General features: G+C 64.4%; 18 protein-coding genes and 2 tRNA genes. 9 read left to right on the top strand and 11 right to left on the bottom strand.

What is annotated here, in order from left to right; genetic code table 11:
* Nucleotides 1–6: 6 nt before the first annotated feature.
* Nucleotides 7–591, bottom strand: a complete 585-nt coding sequence (locus ACT6UX_RS02310) for a YoaK family protein (protein WP_444773680.1) — start codon at nucleotides 589–591, stop codon at nucleotides 7–9.
* Nucleotides 592–623: 32 nt separating this feature from the next.
* Nucleotides 624–1,643 carry a 2Fe-2S iron-sulfur cluster-binding protein gene (locus ACT6UX_RS02305; protein ID WP_444773517.1) on the bottom strand — a complete coding sequence of 340 codons (1,020 nt, stop codon included), beginning with the start codon at nucleotides 1,641–1,643 and terminating at the stop codon, nucleotides 624–626.
* A gap of 148 nt (nucleotides 1,644–1,791) precedes the next feature.
* On the opposite strand from ACT6UX_RS02305, the gene ACT6UX_RS02300 reads away from it, so the two are divergent.
* Nucleotides 1,792–2,859, top strand: coding sequence for a ferritin-like domain-containing protein (locus ACT6UX_RS02300; RefSeq protein ID WP_444773516.1), 1,068 nt, complete (start codon nucleotides 1,792–1,794; stop codon nucleotides 2,857–2,859).
* A gap of 147 nt (nucleotides 2,860–3,006) precedes the next feature.
* Here ACT6UX_RS02300 and ACT6UX_RS02295 read toward each other — a convergent pair whose 3' ends face one another.
* The 3 genes from ACT6UX_RS02295 to ACT6UX_RS02285 all read right to left on the bottom strand — a co-directional run bounded on the left by ACT6UX_RS02295 (nucleotide 3,007) and on the right by ACT6UX_RS02285 (nucleotide 4,498).
* Nucleotides 3,007–3,666: a hypothetical protein gene (locus ACT6UX_RS02295; protein WP_444773515.1), complete on the bottom strand. Its 660-nt coding sequence runs from the start codon at nucleotides 3,664–3,666 to the stop codon at nucleotides 3,007–3,009.
* Nucleotides 3,667–3,678: 12 nt separating this feature from the next.
* Nucleotides 3,679–4,344 carry a hypothetical protein gene (locus ACT6UX_RS02290; RefSeq protein ID WP_444773514.1) on the bottom strand — a complete coding sequence of 222 codons (666 nt, stop codon included), beginning with the start codon at nucleotides 4,342–4,344 and terminating at the stop codon, nucleotides 3,679–3,681.
* A gap of 78 nt (nucleotides 4,345–4,422) precedes the next feature.
* Nucleotides 4,423–4,498, bottom strand: a tRNA-Ala gene (locus tag ACT6UX_RS02285).
* Between the two features lie 116 nt (nucleotides 4,499–4,614).
* Between ACT6UX_RS02285 and ACT6UX_RS02280 the strand changes: the two genes are divergently transcribed.
* From ACT6UX_RS02280 to folD, 6 genes are all read left to right on the top strand, one after another.
* Entirely contained in the window at nucleotides 4,615–5,007 is a 393-nt protein-coding gene (locus tag ACT6UX_RS02280) for a RidA family protein (RefSeq protein ID WP_298306930.1), read from the top strand.
* Nucleotides 4,994–5,251, top strand: coding sequence for a hypothetical protein (locus ACT6UX_RS02275; protein ID WP_444773513.1), 258 nt, complete (start codon nucleotides 4,994–4,996; stop codon nucleotides 5,249–5,251). Before ACT6UX_RS02280 ends, ACT6UX_RS02275 begins: the two co-directional genes overlap by 14 nt.
* Before the next feature lie 2 nt (nucleotides 5,252–5,253).
* Nucleotides 5,254–5,901: an FHA domain-containing protein gene (locus tag ACT6UX_RS02270; protein WP_444773512.1), complete on the top strand. Its 648-nt coding sequence runs from the start codon at nucleotides 5,254–5,256 to the stop codon at nucleotides 5,899–5,901.
* 78 nt (nucleotides 5,902–5,979) lie between these two features.
* Nucleotides 5,980–6,273 carry a YggT family protein gene (locus ACT6UX_RS02265; RefSeq protein WP_444773511.1) on the top strand — a complete coding sequence of 98 codons (294 nt, stop codon included), beginning with the start codon at nucleotides 5,980–5,982 and terminating at the stop codon, nucleotides 6,271–6,273.
* The gene (locus ACT6UX_RS02260) at nucleotides 6,248–6,604 is read left to right on the top strand and encodes a DUF167 domain-containing protein (RefSeq protein ID WP_444773510.1); all 357 of its coding nucleotides are present in this window, start codon (nucleotides 6,248–6,250) and stop codon (nucleotides 6,602–6,604) included. The genes ACT6UX_RS02265 and ACT6UX_RS02260 overlap by 26 nt, the downstream gene beginning before the upstream one ends.
* Complete coding sequence (gene folD / locus ACT6UX_RS02255; RefSeq protein ID WP_444773509.1) at nucleotides 6,597–7,499, top strand: bifunctional methylenetetrahydrofolate dehydrogenase/methenyltetrahydrofolate cyclohydrolase FolD; 903 nt, start codon at nucleotides 6,597–6,599, stop codon at nucleotides 7,497–7,499. The genes ACT6UX_RS02260 and folD overlap by 8 nt, the downstream gene beginning before the upstream one ends.
* 6 nt (nucleotides 7,500–7,505) lie before the next feature.
* Here the strand turns inward: folD and ACT6UX_RS02250 are convergent, their stop codons facing one another.
* The 3 genes from ACT6UX_RS02250 to ACT6UX_RS02240 form a co-directional block, all read right to left on the bottom strand.
* Entirely contained in the window at nucleotides 7,506–9,233 is a 1,728-nt protein-coding gene (locus ACT6UX_RS02250; RefSeq protein WP_444773508.1) for a GSCFA domain-containing protein, read from the bottom strand.
* A gap of 83 nt (nucleotides 9,234–9,316) precedes the next feature.
* A complete protein-coding gene (locus ACT6UX_RS02245) occupies nucleotides 9,317–10,228 on the bottom strand; it encodes a metal ABC transporter solute-binding protein, Zn/Mn family (protein ID WP_444773507.1) in 912 nt (303 codons plus the stop codon).
* A gap of 17 nt (nucleotides 10,229–10,245) precedes the next feature.
* Nucleotides 10,246–10,740 carry a prolyl-tRNA synthetase associated domain-containing protein gene (locus ACT6UX_RS02240; RefSeq protein WP_444773506.1) on the bottom strand — a complete coding sequence of 165 codons (495 nt, stop codon included), beginning with the start codon at nucleotides 10,738–10,740 and terminating at the stop codon, nucleotides 10,246–10,248.
* A 111-nt stretch (nucleotides 10,741–10,851) separates the two neighbouring features.
* Here ACT6UX_RS02240 and ACT6UX_RS02235 point away from each other — a divergent pair.
* A tRNA-Gly gene (locus ACT6UX_RS02235) sits at nucleotides 10,852–10,926 on the top strand.
* Between the two features lie 160 nt (nucleotides 10,927–11,086).
* A complete protein-coding gene (locus tag ACT6UX_RS02230; RefSeq protein ID WP_444773505.1) occupies nucleotides 11,087–12,145 on the top strand; it encodes an FkbM family methyltransferase in 1,059 nt (352 codons plus the stop codon).
* A gap of 194 nt (nucleotides 12,146–12,339) precedes the next feature.
* On the opposite strand, the gene ACT6UX_RS02225 is transcribed toward ACT6UX_RS02230, so the two are convergent.
* The 3 genes from ACT6UX_RS02225 to ACT6UX_RS02215 are packed head-to-tail and all read right to left on the bottom strand — an operon-like array spanning nucleotide 12,340 to nucleotide 15,106.
* Nucleotides 12,340–13,176 (bottom strand): CatB-related O-acetyltransferase, encoded by an 837-nt coding sequence (locus tag ACT6UX_RS02225; protein WP_444773504.1) that lies wholly within the window; start codon nucleotides 13,174–13,176, stop codon nucleotides 12,340–12,342.
* 11 nt (nucleotides 13,177–13,187) lie between these two features.
* Nucleotides 13,188–13,430, bottom strand: a complete 243-nt coding sequence (locus ACT6UX_RS02220; protein ID WP_444773503.1) for an acyl carrier protein — start codon at nucleotides 13,428–13,430, stop codon at nucleotides 13,188–13,190.
* Nucleotides 13,430–15,106 (bottom strand): AMP-binding protein, encoded by a 1,677-nt coding sequence (locus tag ACT6UX_RS02215; protein WP_444773502.1) that lies wholly within the window; start codon nucleotides 15,104–15,106, stop codon nucleotides 13,430–13,432. The genes ACT6UX_RS02220 and ACT6UX_RS02215 overlap by 1 nt, the downstream gene beginning before the upstream one ends.
* Between the last annotated feature and the right edge of the window lie 257 nt (nucleotides 15,107–15,363).

The raw sequence follows: 15,363 nt of genomic DNA, 5'->3' as shown, positions 1-15,363 counted from the left end.
CGCGCGTCACAAAAGCGGCAGCATCAGGATCAGCAACGCGGCCGGCACGAGCAGCGGCCAGGCCAGGACCGGCAACAGAAGCCCGCCGATCACGGCGCCCACCAGGTAACCCGTCCAGGTCAGGGCCAGCAGCCCGGTGTTCAGCGCCGACGGCGGAGATATCGCGGCGCCGCGCCACAGTCGGTCGACGGCGGCGTCGGCGGTGCGGGCCAGGGTGCTGGTCACGACGACAGTGCTCACCGAATGGCCGGCGAAGCTGGTGATCGTCGAGGCCTGCAGTCCCATGGCGAAGGCGACGATCATCACCGCGTTTTCCTCGCCGACGGGGAGGAAGCCGACGCCCGCGAGAAGCGCCGCTTCGAGCAGGATGCCGGCCGCGGGGCCCTTGAACAGGCGCAGCATCGCGCGGGCGAGCATGGCGCCGGGGAAGAAGGCGACCAGCGGCGTGAGATGGTTCCAGGCGCCGAGATGGTTGCCCTTGGCGATGTCGATGCCGGCCAGCACAGTGTTGCCGGTCATGTTGGCCGCGAACACGCCGCCCATGGTGACGTAACCCACGGCGTCGGCGATGCCGGCGACCAGGGTGAGGATGGTCGCCTGGGCGAGGGGACGGGCGCTGATCGCTACACCACGTCGTAGGTGATCTCGACCTCGGCCCCGAAACAGTGGCCCTGGCAGGTCAGGATCCAGTTATTGGCGAGATCCTCGGGAGTATAGATGTCGTTCTTGGCGAGCATGACCTTGCCTTTGATGGTCTTGGCCGCGCACGAGGCGCAGAAGCCCTCCTCGCAGGACGAGAGCGGGTTGAGTCCGCCGGCGCGTGCGGCCTCGAGGATCGTCTGGCCCTTGGCATAGGCCACCTTGTGGACCTTGCCCTCGAAATGGATCGTGATCTCAGTGGGGATCACGTCGCCTTCCTCGCTGGGCTGGATCGGGATCGCATCGTTGCCCGAAGCCTCGAACCGCTCGATACGCACCTTGTCGTGCGGCATGCCGTGTTCGAACAGCGTCTCCTCGACCAGCTTCATGAACGGGCCGGGACCGCAGAGATAGACGTCGCCCGTTTCGAAGCCCTTCATCGCCGCCACGATCTCCTCGGGCTTGATGATGCCCTGTATCGCATCCAGGTGATGGACGATCTCGAGCCGGCCGGGATGGGCCGCAAGCAGCGCCTCGAATTCGGCGTTGAAGATGACGGACTGCTTGTCGCGGTTGGCATAGAACAGGCGGATGCGGCGCGGTCCCTTCAGGGCGCTCTTGATCAGCGACATCATCGGCGTGATGCCGCTGCCGCCGCCGAACAGCAGGAGCGGGGCGTCGCCCTCGCCCAGCACGAAGCGTCCCGCGGGCGGCAGGACCTCGAGGGTACCGCCTTCCGTCACGGCGTCGTGGAACCAGTTGGAGCCCTTGCCGCCCGCGACCCGCTTGATCGTCACCTTGGGCAGCCCGTCGGTCTCGGGGGCGCTCGACAGCGAGTAGCAGCGGTTGAAGGCGCCGTCGGCGTGGGGGACGCGGAAGGTCAGGAACTGGCCCGCCCGGTAGCGGTATTTCTCGGCCAGTTCGGCCGGAATCTCGAGGACGAAGGAGCGCGCGTCCGGCGTCTCCTGGATGATCTTGGCGATGCGCAGCTGAGTGTAGGACATCAAAAAAACTCGTCTTCAGAGGCCCGATTTCCGGGCGGACTCTCCTAGCAGACTGTGCTAGCGTCCGCCGAGAAAAATGAGCGGAGCGTCATTGTTGAGGCGCTCCATAGGGGATGGGACAAGGTTCAGGGCCAGGAGGCAAGAGCCGATGACGACGCAGAAAATTTATCAGCTGCCGGTCGAAGTCACGAACTGGAAGTTCGATGGCGCCACCGAAATTGCCTTCAACTGGGAGTACGAGGACGGGTCCGCCGACCTGCTGAGCCTCTACGAGAAGGGCAAGCAGCAGCAGTGGGACACCAGCACCCGCATCGACTGGTCGCAGGAGCTGTTCGAAGGCAACCCGATGGGCATGGCCGACGAGACGATCCCGATCTACGGCTCGCCCTTCTGGGACAAGATGACCGACAAGGAGAAGGACTGGCTGCGCTTCAACCTGCAGTGCCATTCCATCTGCCAGTTCATGCATGGCGAGCAGGGTGCCCTGATCGCGACCGCCAAGATCGTCAACACCGTGCCCGACATGAACGCCAAGTTCTACGCCGCGACACAGGTGATGGACGAGGCGCGCCACGTCGAGAGCTACAAGCGTCTGATTCACGAGAAGTTCAAGGCGGCCTATCCGATCACGGATTCGCTCAAGAACCTGCTCGAGCAGACGCTGACCGATCGCCGCTGGGACATGACCTATCTCGGCATGCAGGTGCTGATCGAGGGCCTGGCGCTCGCCGCCTTCCAGCGCATCCGCGACACCGCCAAGAACAACCTCGCCGGCGCCGTGAACGCCTATGTCATGCAGGACGAGGCGCGGCACGTCACCTTCGGCCGCATGGCGCTGCGCGAATACTATCCGCACCTCACCGATGCCGAGCGCGCCGAGCGCGAGGAGTTCGTCGTCGAGGCGCTCTATTTCATGCGGGACCGTTTCAACCAGGGCGAGGTCTGGATGCGGTCGGGCCTGCCGGTGAAGGAGATGCTGGAATACGCCTACCATTCGGGCGCCATGCAGTCGTTCCGCACCCGCCTGTTCACCCGCATCGTGCCGATCCTGAAGGAGATCGGCCTGTTCGGGCCGAAGGTGCAGAAGGCCTTGGGCGAGATGGGCGTGCTGGGCTATGCCGAGGTCGACGTCGAGAAGCTGATCGGCAACGACCTCAAGGTCGCCGAGGACTTCGACGCCAAGCGCTTCGTGAACGAGCAGATCGCCGCCGAGTAGGGATGCGATCGCCGCTGGAATCGGAAAGGGGGCCTCACGGCCCCCTTTTCATATCTGTCGTCCTGAACGAAGCGAAGGACCTCACGCCCGCCAGGGAGTCCGTCGGTCGATCCGTTAGTCCCTTCGCTGCGCTCAGGGCGACAGATGTTAGCTGCACGTCTCGATGCGCGGCGCAGCGCCGAGCACCGTGGCCACCTTCGAGATGTCGAGGCAGCGCGGGCCGATCCAGGCCTTGGTCTGAACGAAGATCGCGAAGCGGGCGAAGGTGTCGGCTTGTGCCTCGGGCGTCGGTCGCTTGCGCGCGAGCAGCCAGGTGAGCGCATAGAGGTTGCCGGTCGCGAAGTCGGCCGACGGGACGTCGGGGTCCTTCGCCCAGAGCGCCACGTTCTTCTTCGCCGCGCCGGTCGGGTCGGCGAGGCCGGCGAGCCAGGTACTGGCGTTCGAGGCCAGCGCATAGGACCCGCCATTCTGCGCGATCAGTGCCTTCACCTCTCCGGCCACGCCGATATAGCCCTGTCCCTCGATCGTGCTGCCGGCGCAGCCGGTCCGGCACAGCGCCACGAACGTCAGATACTCGGCGAGGATGATCTCGATGTTGCCGTTGTTGTGCCGCCGCCAGGCGCGCGCGAGGTTCCAGCCCTGGGTCAGCTCCGCGCCGGTCCATGGCTTGGCGGCCAGCGGCGTGTCGCGCTCCATCTCGCCGATCACCGCCTGGGCAGCGGCCTGCCATTCGGGAGGGATCTGCGCGGCGGCCGGCGTGGCGGTGCCCAGCAGCAGCAGCAGCAGGATCGCGCGGAGTCGTTTCATGGCGGGCTCCCTTCAGTATTTGCGGGCCGTCTTGCGATCGCGGCTTTCATATTGAACGATGTCGTCGGCCTTGAGCACGGTGGCGTCGGGCGGCATCAGCCAGCGCCTCTGCGCCGGTTTGATCAGCGGGTAGTGGCGGGCATCGTCGAGCGCTGCGCCGACTTCCCAGCAATCCTCTTCGTTGGTGATCCAGGTGTCGGGTGCGAAGCGGCGCAGATCGACCGAGGTCGAATAGGTCCGCAGCGTCTTGCGGCCCTTGTTGAAATACTCATGGAAGTACGACATCGCGAGTTCGCGCAGGCTGCGATAGACGGGATCGCGCCAGCGCAGCCAGACATGATTGCTCTTGGAGATCGCGCCCCAGCAGCCGTCGCGGCGGAACAGGGTGACGACATGGTCGAAATCCTCGCGCGTGGCCGTCAGGTCCATGACCAGGGGCGGCTCGCCCTGCAGCCACAGCGCGCAGGCCGCGAGGAAGGCCGCCTCGAGACAATGGGCCTCACGATGGTGCAGCACGCCGCGCACGGAGCGCAGGCTGTCGCCGTCCTTCTCGAAATTGGCCGACAGGGCGGAAATATAGTCCTGCACGCGCTGCGGCGTGCGGAGCGACGTGAGAATGCGTCCTTCGGCGGCGGTGAGGCCGAGTTCTGCCGGGCTGGGATGTTTGCGTCTGCGCATCGAGTGCAATAGTGCCGTGATGCGCCGTAACAGGCCAGAGAATGAGGCCGGATGGCAACGGCCAAGGGTCGGGGTGGTTGGTGGAGCTGAGGGGGATCGAACCCCTGACCTCCTCATTGCGAACGAGGCGCTCTCCCAGCTGAGCTACAGCCCCCTCCGACCCTTGGAGAACCGCGCGGATAATGGTTGCCGGGCCCCCTGTCAAGCAAACCGGGCTGTGATAGCGTCCGGCCGGCAATTCGATCCGCATTTTTCAAGGAGAGAGACACGATGGCCCACGCCAAGAAGGTCGTTCAGACCGACGCCGCGCCCAAGGCGCTCGGCCCCTATTCGCAGGCGGTCGTGGCCAACGGGCTGGTGTTCTGCGCCGGCCAGATCCCGCTCGACCCCGCGACCGGTGAGATCGTCGAGGGCGGCATCACCGAGCAGACGCACCAGGTGCTGAAGAACCTGCGCGCGGTGCTGAAGGCGGCGGGCAGCGACCTCGGCCACGCGGTCAAGACCACCGTGTTCCTGAAGAGCATGGACAGTTTCGGCGCCATGAACGAGGTCTATGGATTGCCGGAGTATTTCGGCAGCTCGACGCCCGCGCGCTCGACGGTCGAAGTCGCACGCCTGCCGCGCGACGTCATGGTGGAGATCGAAGTCGTTGCCCTCGCCTGACGACATGGCCAGCCTGGTGACATGGGTGCTCGCCCTAGGCTCCCTGACGGTGGCCCTGATGCTGGTGAGCTACGTGCTGTTGTCCCTGGTCCTCATCATCCCGACCTGGCGCATCTGCACGCGGGCTGGCTTCTCAGGGACGTTGTCGCTGTTCCATCTGGTGCCGTTCATCGGCTCCTTCATCGTCATGGGCATGCTGGCCTTCAGCACCTGGCCCGGCGGCGAAGCGGCACCGAGGCGTTAGCGATGGGCATCGAAATCGCGGCCCTGGCGAGCTTCTTCGGCCTGACCGGCGCCTTCGCGCTGGTCGGGACCGTCCTGGCGGCCTGGATGGCCTGGCGCATCGTGGAGAAGGCCGGGCTGCCGGGATGGACGGGCCTCGGCGCCATCCTGCTCACGCTGACCGGCGTGGGAACGATCGTGCCGCTGATCCTGCTCTGGATCTTCGCCTTCATGCGCTGGCCGCGCGACGAGGCCGCCCCGGCCGGTTCGTTCGGTTACACGGCCCCACGCGGCGGCGCTCCGACGACGGGGCCCGTCGCCCTGTCGGGCCCGCCCATGGCGCTGCCCGATGCGCGCGGCTGGCGGCTCGCCGGCACGCTTGGCAACGGCGGGACGGTCTCGCTCTCAGTCGCCGGCACGTCCGGCACCTATGCGCTGACGGGCGCCCAGGGCGGAGCGCCGGCTGATCTCAGCGTGCCCGACCCGTCGGTCGGTCGGCCGCACGCGCGGCTGATGCTGTCAGGCCAGCGTCTGGGCCTCGAGGATCTCGGAAGCCCCGGCGGCACCTTCATCGATGGTGCCCGGTTGCTGCCCGAGCACGGACCGCGCGACATCAGCGCGGTGCGATCGATCCGCCTCGGCAGCGTGGAGCTGACCCTGTCGCGGGCCTGAAGGGGCTTGTGATCGGCAAGGCCTGCCGAGTAGGGTGCCGCGGCCGGCGGTTGGCCGGCCTCAAGGCGCGGGGGCCCGATGCTGTCGTTGGCGGTGCTGATCGACAAGATTATCGACATCTACACCTGGATCGTGATCGCGAGCGCGATCATGAGCTGGCTGGTGGCGTTCGGCGTGGTGAACGTCCGCAACCGTTTCATCAGTGTCGTGGTCGACATGCTGTTCCGGCTGACCGAACCGGTCCTGCGCCCGATCCGCCGCATGCTGCCCAATCTCGGCGGCGTCGACATCTCGCCCGTCATCCTGCTGCTCGGCCTGTTCTTCATCCGCAGCCTGCTGTGGGAGTATGTCTGGCCGTCCTTCGTGCGCTGACTCTCCGCTGAGCACCGAACCGGTCGATCCTGTTTTCCTGCGCCGAAATCCCGGCGGCGTCACCGTCCAGCTGCGCGTGCAGCCGCGGGCGCGCCGTACGGCGCTCGAGCGCACGGCCGAAGGGGCGCTGAAGGCCGCAGTGACGGCGGCGCCCGAGGATGGCAAAGCCAACGACGCCGTCGTCGCGCTTCTGGCGCAGGCTTGGCGCCTCCCGAAATCGACCTTCGAGATCGTGCGCGGCGGGACGGCACGAGAGAAGACCCTCATGGTCGCGGGCGATCCTGCTGCGCTCGCCGACCGGATTGCCGAATGGATACGCAAGAATGGCTGATGCGAAACTGATCGATGGGAAGGCCTTTGCGGGCGGTCTGCGCCAGCGCGTCGGCGCCGGGGTTGCCGACTTCGTGGCCAACGGTGGCCCCAAGCCCGGGCTCGCCACGGTGCTGGTCGGCGACGATCCCGCCAGCCAGGTCTATGTCCGCAGCAAGGGCCGGCTCGCGGTCGAACTCGGCATGGCGAGCTTCGACCACCAGCTGCCCGAGGATACGACGCAGGCCGAGCTGCTGGAGCTGATCGGGCGCCTCAACGCCGATCCCGTGGTCAACGGCATCCTGGTCCAGCTGCCGCTGCCCAGGCATCTCGACACGGCCCAGGTCCTGATCGCCATCGATCCCGCCAAGGACGTCGACGGCTTCCACCCGGTGAATGTCGGTCGACTGGGCTCGATCGCGCCCGGCGCCCCGCTCGACTTTCCGGTGCCCTGCACGCCGCTCGGCGTCTCCATGCTGCTGCAGGACGCGCTGGGCTCGCTCTCGGGTCTGAATGCCGTGATCGTCGGCCGCTCCAACCTCGTTGGCCGCCCCGTCGCTCAGCTGCTGCTGCGCGCCGATTGCACCGTGACCATCACCCATTCGCGAACGCGGGATCTGCCCGGGCTCTGCCGACAGGCCGATATCCTGGTGGTGGCGATCGGCCGGACCGAGTTCGTGAAGGGCGACTGGATCAAGCCGGGCGCGGCCGTGATCGACGTCGGCATCAACCGCATCCCGACGCCGGAGGGCAAGAGCCGGCTGGTCGGCGACGTGGCCTTCGCCGAGGTGCAGAAGGTGGCGGGGTACATCACACCGGTGCCGGGCGGCGTCGGTCCAATGACGGTGGCCTGCCTGATGTTCAACACGCTCCAGGCTGCGCGCCACAAGGCCGGATTGGCAATGATCGCCGCCTGAGCGGCGTCAGGCCTTTCCGCGGGCGCGCCTGATCAACGCGGTCGACCAGCGCACGGCGCTCTGAATCGGATTTCCTCCGTCGGGCGCCGTCTTGCCGGTCTGGCGCGACGGCAGGCCGGCTTTTCTGATCTCGGTCCTCAGGCGCAGGGCCGCCTTTTGGTGCGGAGCGTGGAGCAGCGCCCGATCGACCCATTCAGCAGCCTCCGGCCAGCGGTCGTGGCCCGCCAGGAATTCGGCGAAGGCCGCCATGTAGGCCGGGTTTTCGACGAGGTCGTTGCACTTCCGCCAGTGGGCCTCTGCATCCGCAAGCCGTCCCAGCTTCTCGCAGTATCGCGCCTTCCAGTGGAGGAGCAGCGATTCGCGCTCGAGGGGCCAGGCAATCTTGTCGAGGACGACGAGACCCTCCTCGAGCCGGCCGAGATGAAAGTAGGCCTCGACGCGCTGGAGGGACGCGTCGAGCCTCGCCTTGCCATGCTCGCACGCCTTCTCGGCATGCAGCGCGGCTTCGTCGTAGCGGCCGCTGCCGTTGCAGTGGATGGCGAGAAGAGTCCGCGCGACGGTGTTTTCCTGCGTTTCGAGCTGTCTCAGCAGCAGGGTTTCCGCGGCAACGCCGCCGCCCGCCCTGAGATGCGCGCGCGCCAGCGCAATGGTGAGGTCGGGGTGCCCGAGGTGCGAGGCCCAGGCGTGCTGCAGGCGTTTCAGTCCGGCCTGGAAGCGGCCGGCGGTGGCGTCCTCGCGGGCGCGTGCGATCACCTGAGCGACGGTGTCGTCTCCGGTCTCGACATAGCGGTTGATCATGCGGTCGACGTTGAAGCGCACCATCGACGTCTGGATGTGGACCTGATCGTCGACGAAGGCGATCGAACGGTCGGTCAGGATCACGCTCTCGTAGGAGGGGAAGTATTCGATGTGGGGATGGTCGGCGACGAACGGTTCGACCGCCGCCCGCAGGACCGACTTGCTGTAGCAGTTCGCGACCGCCACGTCGGACGAGGTGAAGGTCGCCTGGAGCGGCACGGGCGACACGGTGAGGATGATGCGATGGTCACGGGGGCAGACCCGGCCGAGCAGATCGACGAGTTCGGTGAGCGCGCGGGTCACGTCGCCATAGTCGAGGACATGAAGTTCGAAGCGCGAAGGATCGGTGCGGATGACGCCCTTGGGTGGCGGGCAGTTGATGTAGAGCCCCGAGCGATTGTCGAACCATGCCTCGATCAATCCGAGGGTGATCAGCACCACGTGGCTGCTGGCGAGGTGTCGATAGATCGCACTGATGTCGTTCCGCCGTTTGATCAGCGCTTCGGCGGAAACGGGCCGGAAACCAAGTGTCAGCTGCGGGTCCATGTATCGCCCTGCCGCGACTTCGACCGCATGCTGACCGATGTCGAACTCCTCCAGGCCGAACGCCCAGCGGATCTGCGGCGCGATCGCCGGCGGCACGTAGTTGTTCAGGATCGTGGTCGGATCGCCGCTCCACCCGGTCTTGTCGACCTGCAGGGTAAGGGTGGGAATGTCGAAACCGCGATCGGCGAGCGTCCTTTCGATACCGCGGGCGAAGCAGGAACCGATGGTGAAAATGCGCTGGCCCGGTTCCAGCGTGAAGCGCGACTTGCACGATGGATCGGCGAAGTGCGCGAAACGGTCCGCGGGATCGTCGCGTCGCGGCCAGTTGCTGTCCGGGTTGGTCCTCAACGTACTGTAGGCATCGGCAGCGCTGATCCGGCGGATTGGCATCGTGTCCCTGGCCCTCTGGACACAGGGCTAGCATCCCGGCTCGACCGGAGGAACGCCCGCCCTTGTCCGCATGCGGCGTCCCGTCAGTTCTTCAGCATGCCGGCGACCAGCGCGGTCACGTTGTGGCGCATCATCTTCTCGTAGGTCGGCGCCGGCCCGTCCGGTCCTGACAGCGCGTCGGTGTAGAGGCGGGGGCCGACCACGCCGCCCGATTCGCGGGCGATCTGGTCGATCAGGCCGGGGTTGGTCATGTTCTCGACGAACAGCGCCTTGATGCGCTGCTCGCGCACTTCGCGGATCAGCGCGGCGACGTCGCGGGCGGATGGCTCGCTGCTGGTATTGTAGCCGCGCGGCGACTGGAACTTCACGCCATAGGCGCTGGAGAAGTATCGGAAGGAATCGTGGCCGGTGATGGCGCGGCGCTTGTCCGCCGATACCTTGGCGATCTCGGCCTTTACCCAGGCGTCCAGCTCGACCAGCCGGCGGTCGAAGGCCTGGGCGCGTTCGCGGTAGGAGGCGGCGTTGGGCGGGTCGACCTCCGCGAGTCCCTTGGCGATGTTGGCGACATAGGTACGCGTCCGCTGGACGTCCTGCCAGCAATGCGGGTCTGGCCCGTTACCGTGCGAGTGCCCGTGGGCATGGTCGTGGTCTGCCCCGGCCTTGAGGGTCGCGACGCCGGTCGTCGCCACGATCGCCTTGCCCTTGAAGGGCGCTGCCTTGGCCAGCCGGTCGATCCAGCCCTCGAAGCCCAGCCCGTTACTCACCAGTAGCTTCGCGTCGGCGAGTGCGCGCGCATCGCTGGGCCTGGGTTGATAGGCATGGGCATCGATGTCGGGACCGACCACGACCGACAGCTCGACCTTGTCCCCGGCCACTTCGGTCAGCAGATCGGCCAGGATCGAGAAGGTCGCCACGGCCTTGATCGGAACCTGTGCCGAGGCGGGCTGGGCGATGGCAAGCAGGCCCGGGGTCAGGAGGAATGCGCGACGAAACATTTCGTTATAATATAACGCTACACGGGAAAGTCGAGCCACTCCGGTGTATGGCCGGTCGCGTCTAAGAAGCGCAGCAGGTCGGCGAGGCCGAGCGCCGTGGTCATGCTGTTGACCAGCGGGTGGGCATTGATCGGCCCGTCGCCCTCGGCGAGGCCGCGGTCGAGGACCAGCCGGACCTGGTGCTCTGGATCGTTGATGGCGGCCAGCGGCGTCACCGAGCCCGGCTCGACCCCGAGATGGCGGCGCAGCCGGTCCGGGCTGCCGAACGAGAACTTGCCGGCCCCCAGGCGCTCGCCGAGGCGTTTGAGGTCGATGGCGCGGTCCTCCAGCGCCACCACCAGCCACATCTCCTCCTTCCGGTTGCGCAGGAAGAGGTTTTTTATGTGATGGCCGGGCAGATCGCCGCGCAGCGCTTTGGCTTCCTCGACCGTGAACACGGGCGGATGTTCGACGGTGCGATGGGCGATGCCGAGCTCGTCGAGCCGGCCGAGCAGTCGTTGCGGATCAAACATTCTGGGTGTCGGCTCTACCCCAAAAAAAGAGCCCTTCGCCAGCCCTTGCCAAGGGACCGGAAAAGCCCTATCAACGCCGCCTTCCGGCCACCTACCCAGCCGGATCGGAGCGCGGGCGTAGCTCAGGGGTAGAGCACGACCTTGCCAAGGTCGGGGTCGAGGGTTCGAATCCCTTCGCCCGCTCCAATCTTTCCATGGCACATACATCGTCTGCACCGGCATCGGTGCATGGCGATGTGTGCTCTGGGAAGGCTCGTGATGGTGCGGTTTTGGTTGGACCGGCATTCGGGCTGGTCGAAAGTTCTCCTGCCGGAATACCGGTGCGGTTCGGATCATGAAATCTTCCGTGAGCGAATCAGAACGTCCCCGTGGTCTCGCCGGACTGTGGGCCCACCATCGCCGGAACATCCCGTATCAGATCGGCGCCCTCCTCGACCGGATGGGGCCTGTGCTGCTTTCCCACGCACCAGCGCTGGGTCGTCTCTACGCAACGCTCATCGCGCGTCGTCGACCGAGGCTCGAGCGCTATCCCGGCTGGACGTTCGGTGCCGAGTACTACATCGAGCGGACTTGGTCCTCGCTTCGCCGCGGCGTGCTCTGGGACCATGCGGTCGATCGTCGGCTCACGGTCCCGCTGACCGTCCGATGGTACGACGATCTCGAGGTCGACGTGTTGCTGGGGAACGATCACAGCCTCTGCCTCTATGTCAGCGGCACCTTCGAGCCGAACGAGTTCCACTTCCTCGGCCAGATCCTGAAGCCCGGCATGACGGTGCTCGACGTTGGCGCGAATGAAGGGCTCTACACGCTCTTCAGCGCGCGTCGGATCGGCATGTCGGGACGCGTCGTGGCCTTCGAGCCGAGTTCTCGCGAGCGCCGCAGTCTGCAGCACAACGTGACGCGCAACCGCCTAGGCAACGTCACCATCGTGCCCAGTGCGGTCGGCAGCAGCGAAGGCACCGCCGCCCTGCAGATCGCGTCCGGCGTCCATTCGGGCCACAACACGCTGGGATCGCTCGTCTATGACGATGCGCCGGCTGTCGGTGTCGAACACGTCCCCGTCGAACGCCTCGACGTGGTGATGGACCGGCTCGGCATTGCGAAGGTCGACGTCATCAAGATCGATGTCGAGGGAGCCGAAATGCACGTGCTCGAGGGCGCGCGCAGGACACTCGCCTCGCAGCGGCCGGTGCTCATGGTCGAAGCCAACGACGATGCGTTGCGCGCGCAGGGTGCGAGCACCGAAGCGTTGTTCGCTTTCCTGCGCAACGAACTCGACTATGGCATTTTCGTCTTCTCGGCCGCGACGGGCGGCGTCGAGCCGATGAGTGAGGGCTCTCCCGCCTCGGCCAATATCGTTGCGGTCCCGTCGGAGCGCCGCTCCGAGATTCTCGCACGCGCCTGAAGGCCGCTGGTCCGGCTCGGGCGTGATGTGCTTAACCCGCGCATCACGAGTGCATCCGCGAACGTCCGCGGCGCCATCGTCGGCACCGTGGCCGAGCAGACGAATATTGGCACGCTCCTGACGCCAAGGGCTTGGCGCCCGCCATTCATGCCTTGTCGAAAGCACCCATCGTGCGTCCTGGCGGAGCGGCCTGATCAGGTCGCCCTGGACGTCCGGACTACTGCCGCACTCCGGAAGGCTTCGAGCTTGCGATGCGCATCGACGAGGCCCTGCGCTATCTCCATTGCTCGCTCGGTCGAGACCGGGATCTCCCCCTGGAGCAGTTTGCGGGCGAAGCTGACGGCTGCCTCAAGTTGCTTATCCGAAAGGGGCTGCGGCTCCTGCACCGGAACGGATGGCGGGAGCCCATCGAGTTCCTGGATCCTCGTTTCCGCAACCGAATGGTTGCCGGACTCGAACGTGTTCAGGAACAGCTCTATGTCGACCGAACACATCAACGGAATGGCGCGCTTGATCGTCTGCTCATCCCAATCCCACCATTTAAGCTCAAGCAACCGTGCGATCGTGGCTTCGGGAAAGCGCTTCTTGAGTGTTCGTGCCGGATTGCCGATGGCAATGCCGTAGTCAGGGACGTCGACCGTCACCAGGGCGCTGTTGCCGATTACCGCGCCGTGACCAATCGTTACCCCGGACATGATCCTGGCGCCTTCGCCTATCCAAACGTCGTTGCCAATGACCACGTCACCTTTGTGGGTGGGGTGGCCGGTTATTCCACGCCCGGTCGGCCATTCGTGTCCAAACACCGTGAAAGGATAAGTCGTGGTCCAATCAGGGCGGTGTTCTCCGCCAAGGAAGATGGAGACGCGACTGGCTATCGAACAGAATTTCCCGATGACGAGCCTGCCGCTGGTCTTCCTCCCGTGAACGATCACGTTGGGATTGCCGTAGGTATAGGCGCCAACCTGCCATCCCAGGCGGTCAATTCCTGCCTTGAGCAATTCTCGCGTATAAGTGGGGCTGGGCAATGTCATGGCGGGAGAATTCAACTATTTGCCAGTTCGACCGTCTTGTCGAACAACGCACCAACGTTCTCCAATTCGCGCACGTCTTCGTCCGCGAATTGAACACCATACAGATCTTCCACTGTGAGAATTATGTTGGCGTGCTTCAAGGAGTCCCAACCATTGACATCGTTCGCGGTCGTAAGCCGTGAGATTCTATCCTTCGGCGCCCCAAGAATATCGGCAACGCGCGCGGCAAAGGTGTCGAAATCCAATTCCTTCACTAAGTCCTCCCACCGATTTCGAGAGCATATTTCTCTGCATTTACGTGTCGGGACAGCTTGCCGCTCGACGTCTTGCTGATCCACCCTGGCGGGACAAGATGTACATCGCTCGGATGGAGGCCGAGTGCATCGAATATGATCTTCCTGACATTAGCGCGAATGGCATCATCTTTGGATGGGTCTTCCCGTTCGCATGCGACGATAAGTTCATTCGAACCGGAGTCGACTTTGAACACGGCGAAAGCAGCGTTTCGTCCGGGCTTGACGCCATCGACGACCCCAACAAGAGATTCGATCTCGGCTGCGTGGAAGTTCCGTCCATTAAGGATGAGAAGATCATCCAGCCGCCCGAGTACATAGACCTCGCCGTCCACGAGTACGCCGCGGTCCGACGTCCTGTATATGCCGCCTCTCAAACGTTCCGCCGTCAGGTCCGGCAACTTGTAGTAGCCGGAGAATAAGAAGTCGGACGCCACATAAAGCTCTCCAACGCGGCCCTCCGGGAGAACTTGCCCATCGGCATCGTGGACCGACACGGATATGCCTGATAGCGGAGTGCCGTTGGAGACTAGTGTGGTCGTTGGCTGGCCAGGCTGAGGAGAAATGATCTCCGCCCGTTCCTGCAGGGCCTCGCGGTCCACTGCTATGAAATGCTCGCCCTCTCTATCAAGCTTCGTCTGAGAAATGGCGAACACTGTTTCTGCCATTGCATAGCAAGTGCCCATCATCGACGGCTTCACGCCAAGAGATGCAAAGCGTTCGAGAAACTTGCTTATGGAAGTCGACTGGCAAGGCTCCGAGCAGTTGATGAAGGCCCGCATCGTTCCGAGGCCCATGCTGGCATGGGGGCGAACCAAATTTGCCAGGTGATCAAAGGCAAAATTGGGAAGCCAGCAAAGGGTGCCGCGATGTTTGTAAATCGCCTGGAACAAGGTGCCCGGGCGGATCACCCAATGGAAGGGATCCAGGAGGACGATGGTCTGCCCGAGAACCATCGGCATTGCGAAGCAGGCTATCAATCCCATGTCATGGTAGACGGGCAACCAAGAGACAACGATGTCGTCTGGAGTCGCATCCAACCGTTCCCGATAAGCCTCTATCTGTCTCAAAACCGCGCCATGCGAAAGCATGACGCCCTTCTTGAGGCCCGTCGTACCAGAGCTATGTTGTAAGAATGCGGTATCCTCGGACTCCGCGGCTATTGGATCGAGTGGCTCGAAGTTAGCAAAAGCGCTGGCTGTGACGAATTTGGTAGTGTCGCTTGCCAGCCCATTCGCTTCCATTTCAGCGAGGTGGAGTTCGCTTGCAATCAAAGCGGCCGGTGAAATTCGATCGAACAGTTTGCCATGGGCCGACCAGTAGCGTGTCGGATCCTGCTTCGACGAAGGGAGTGGCATGAAAGACGGCACAAAGCCGGCCATCATTGCGCCTATGAAATAGGCAAGCGCTACGCTTCCTTGGGGAAGGAAAATGAGGACGATCCCGCCAGGTTTCACCCCGCTGGCGACAAGCTGAGCTCCGCAGCGCCTCGCTTGAGACCACATTTCAAGATAGGAGATCGTGCCCTTCTCGTTGGGTAACTCCAGCTCAAGGAAAGGCTTGTGAGGAAATCTGACTACGTTTCTTCCAAGGCTTGCAATGATGGACGGCGTGGAAGCTGCTGTCGCGGGAGTCATTTACGATTCTCATTTAGAAGCTGTCCATTCGGCAGCACCTTGTAACTTAAAGGATTGCACTTTCGCATGACAGACTAAATTGCTGATCCTGGGGGGCACGAACGGGCGGTCTGCGACCCAGCGGGATTGTGATGCGCTGCCTGCGTAACACACCATCAACCAGCGACTCCCCGGCGCAACTTTAGAACAAGCCGATGGCGGGTGGTCGCCGAGGTTTCCTTCATGACCGGTCATGGACTAACAGCGATCGGTCTTGA

The organism is Reyranella sp. (genome assembly GCF_052439685.1).
GTDB lineage: Bacteria > Pseudomonadota > Alphaproteobacteria > Reyranellales > Reyranellaceae > Reyranella.
This window is presented reverse-complemented; position numbering and strand designations above follow the sequence as displayed.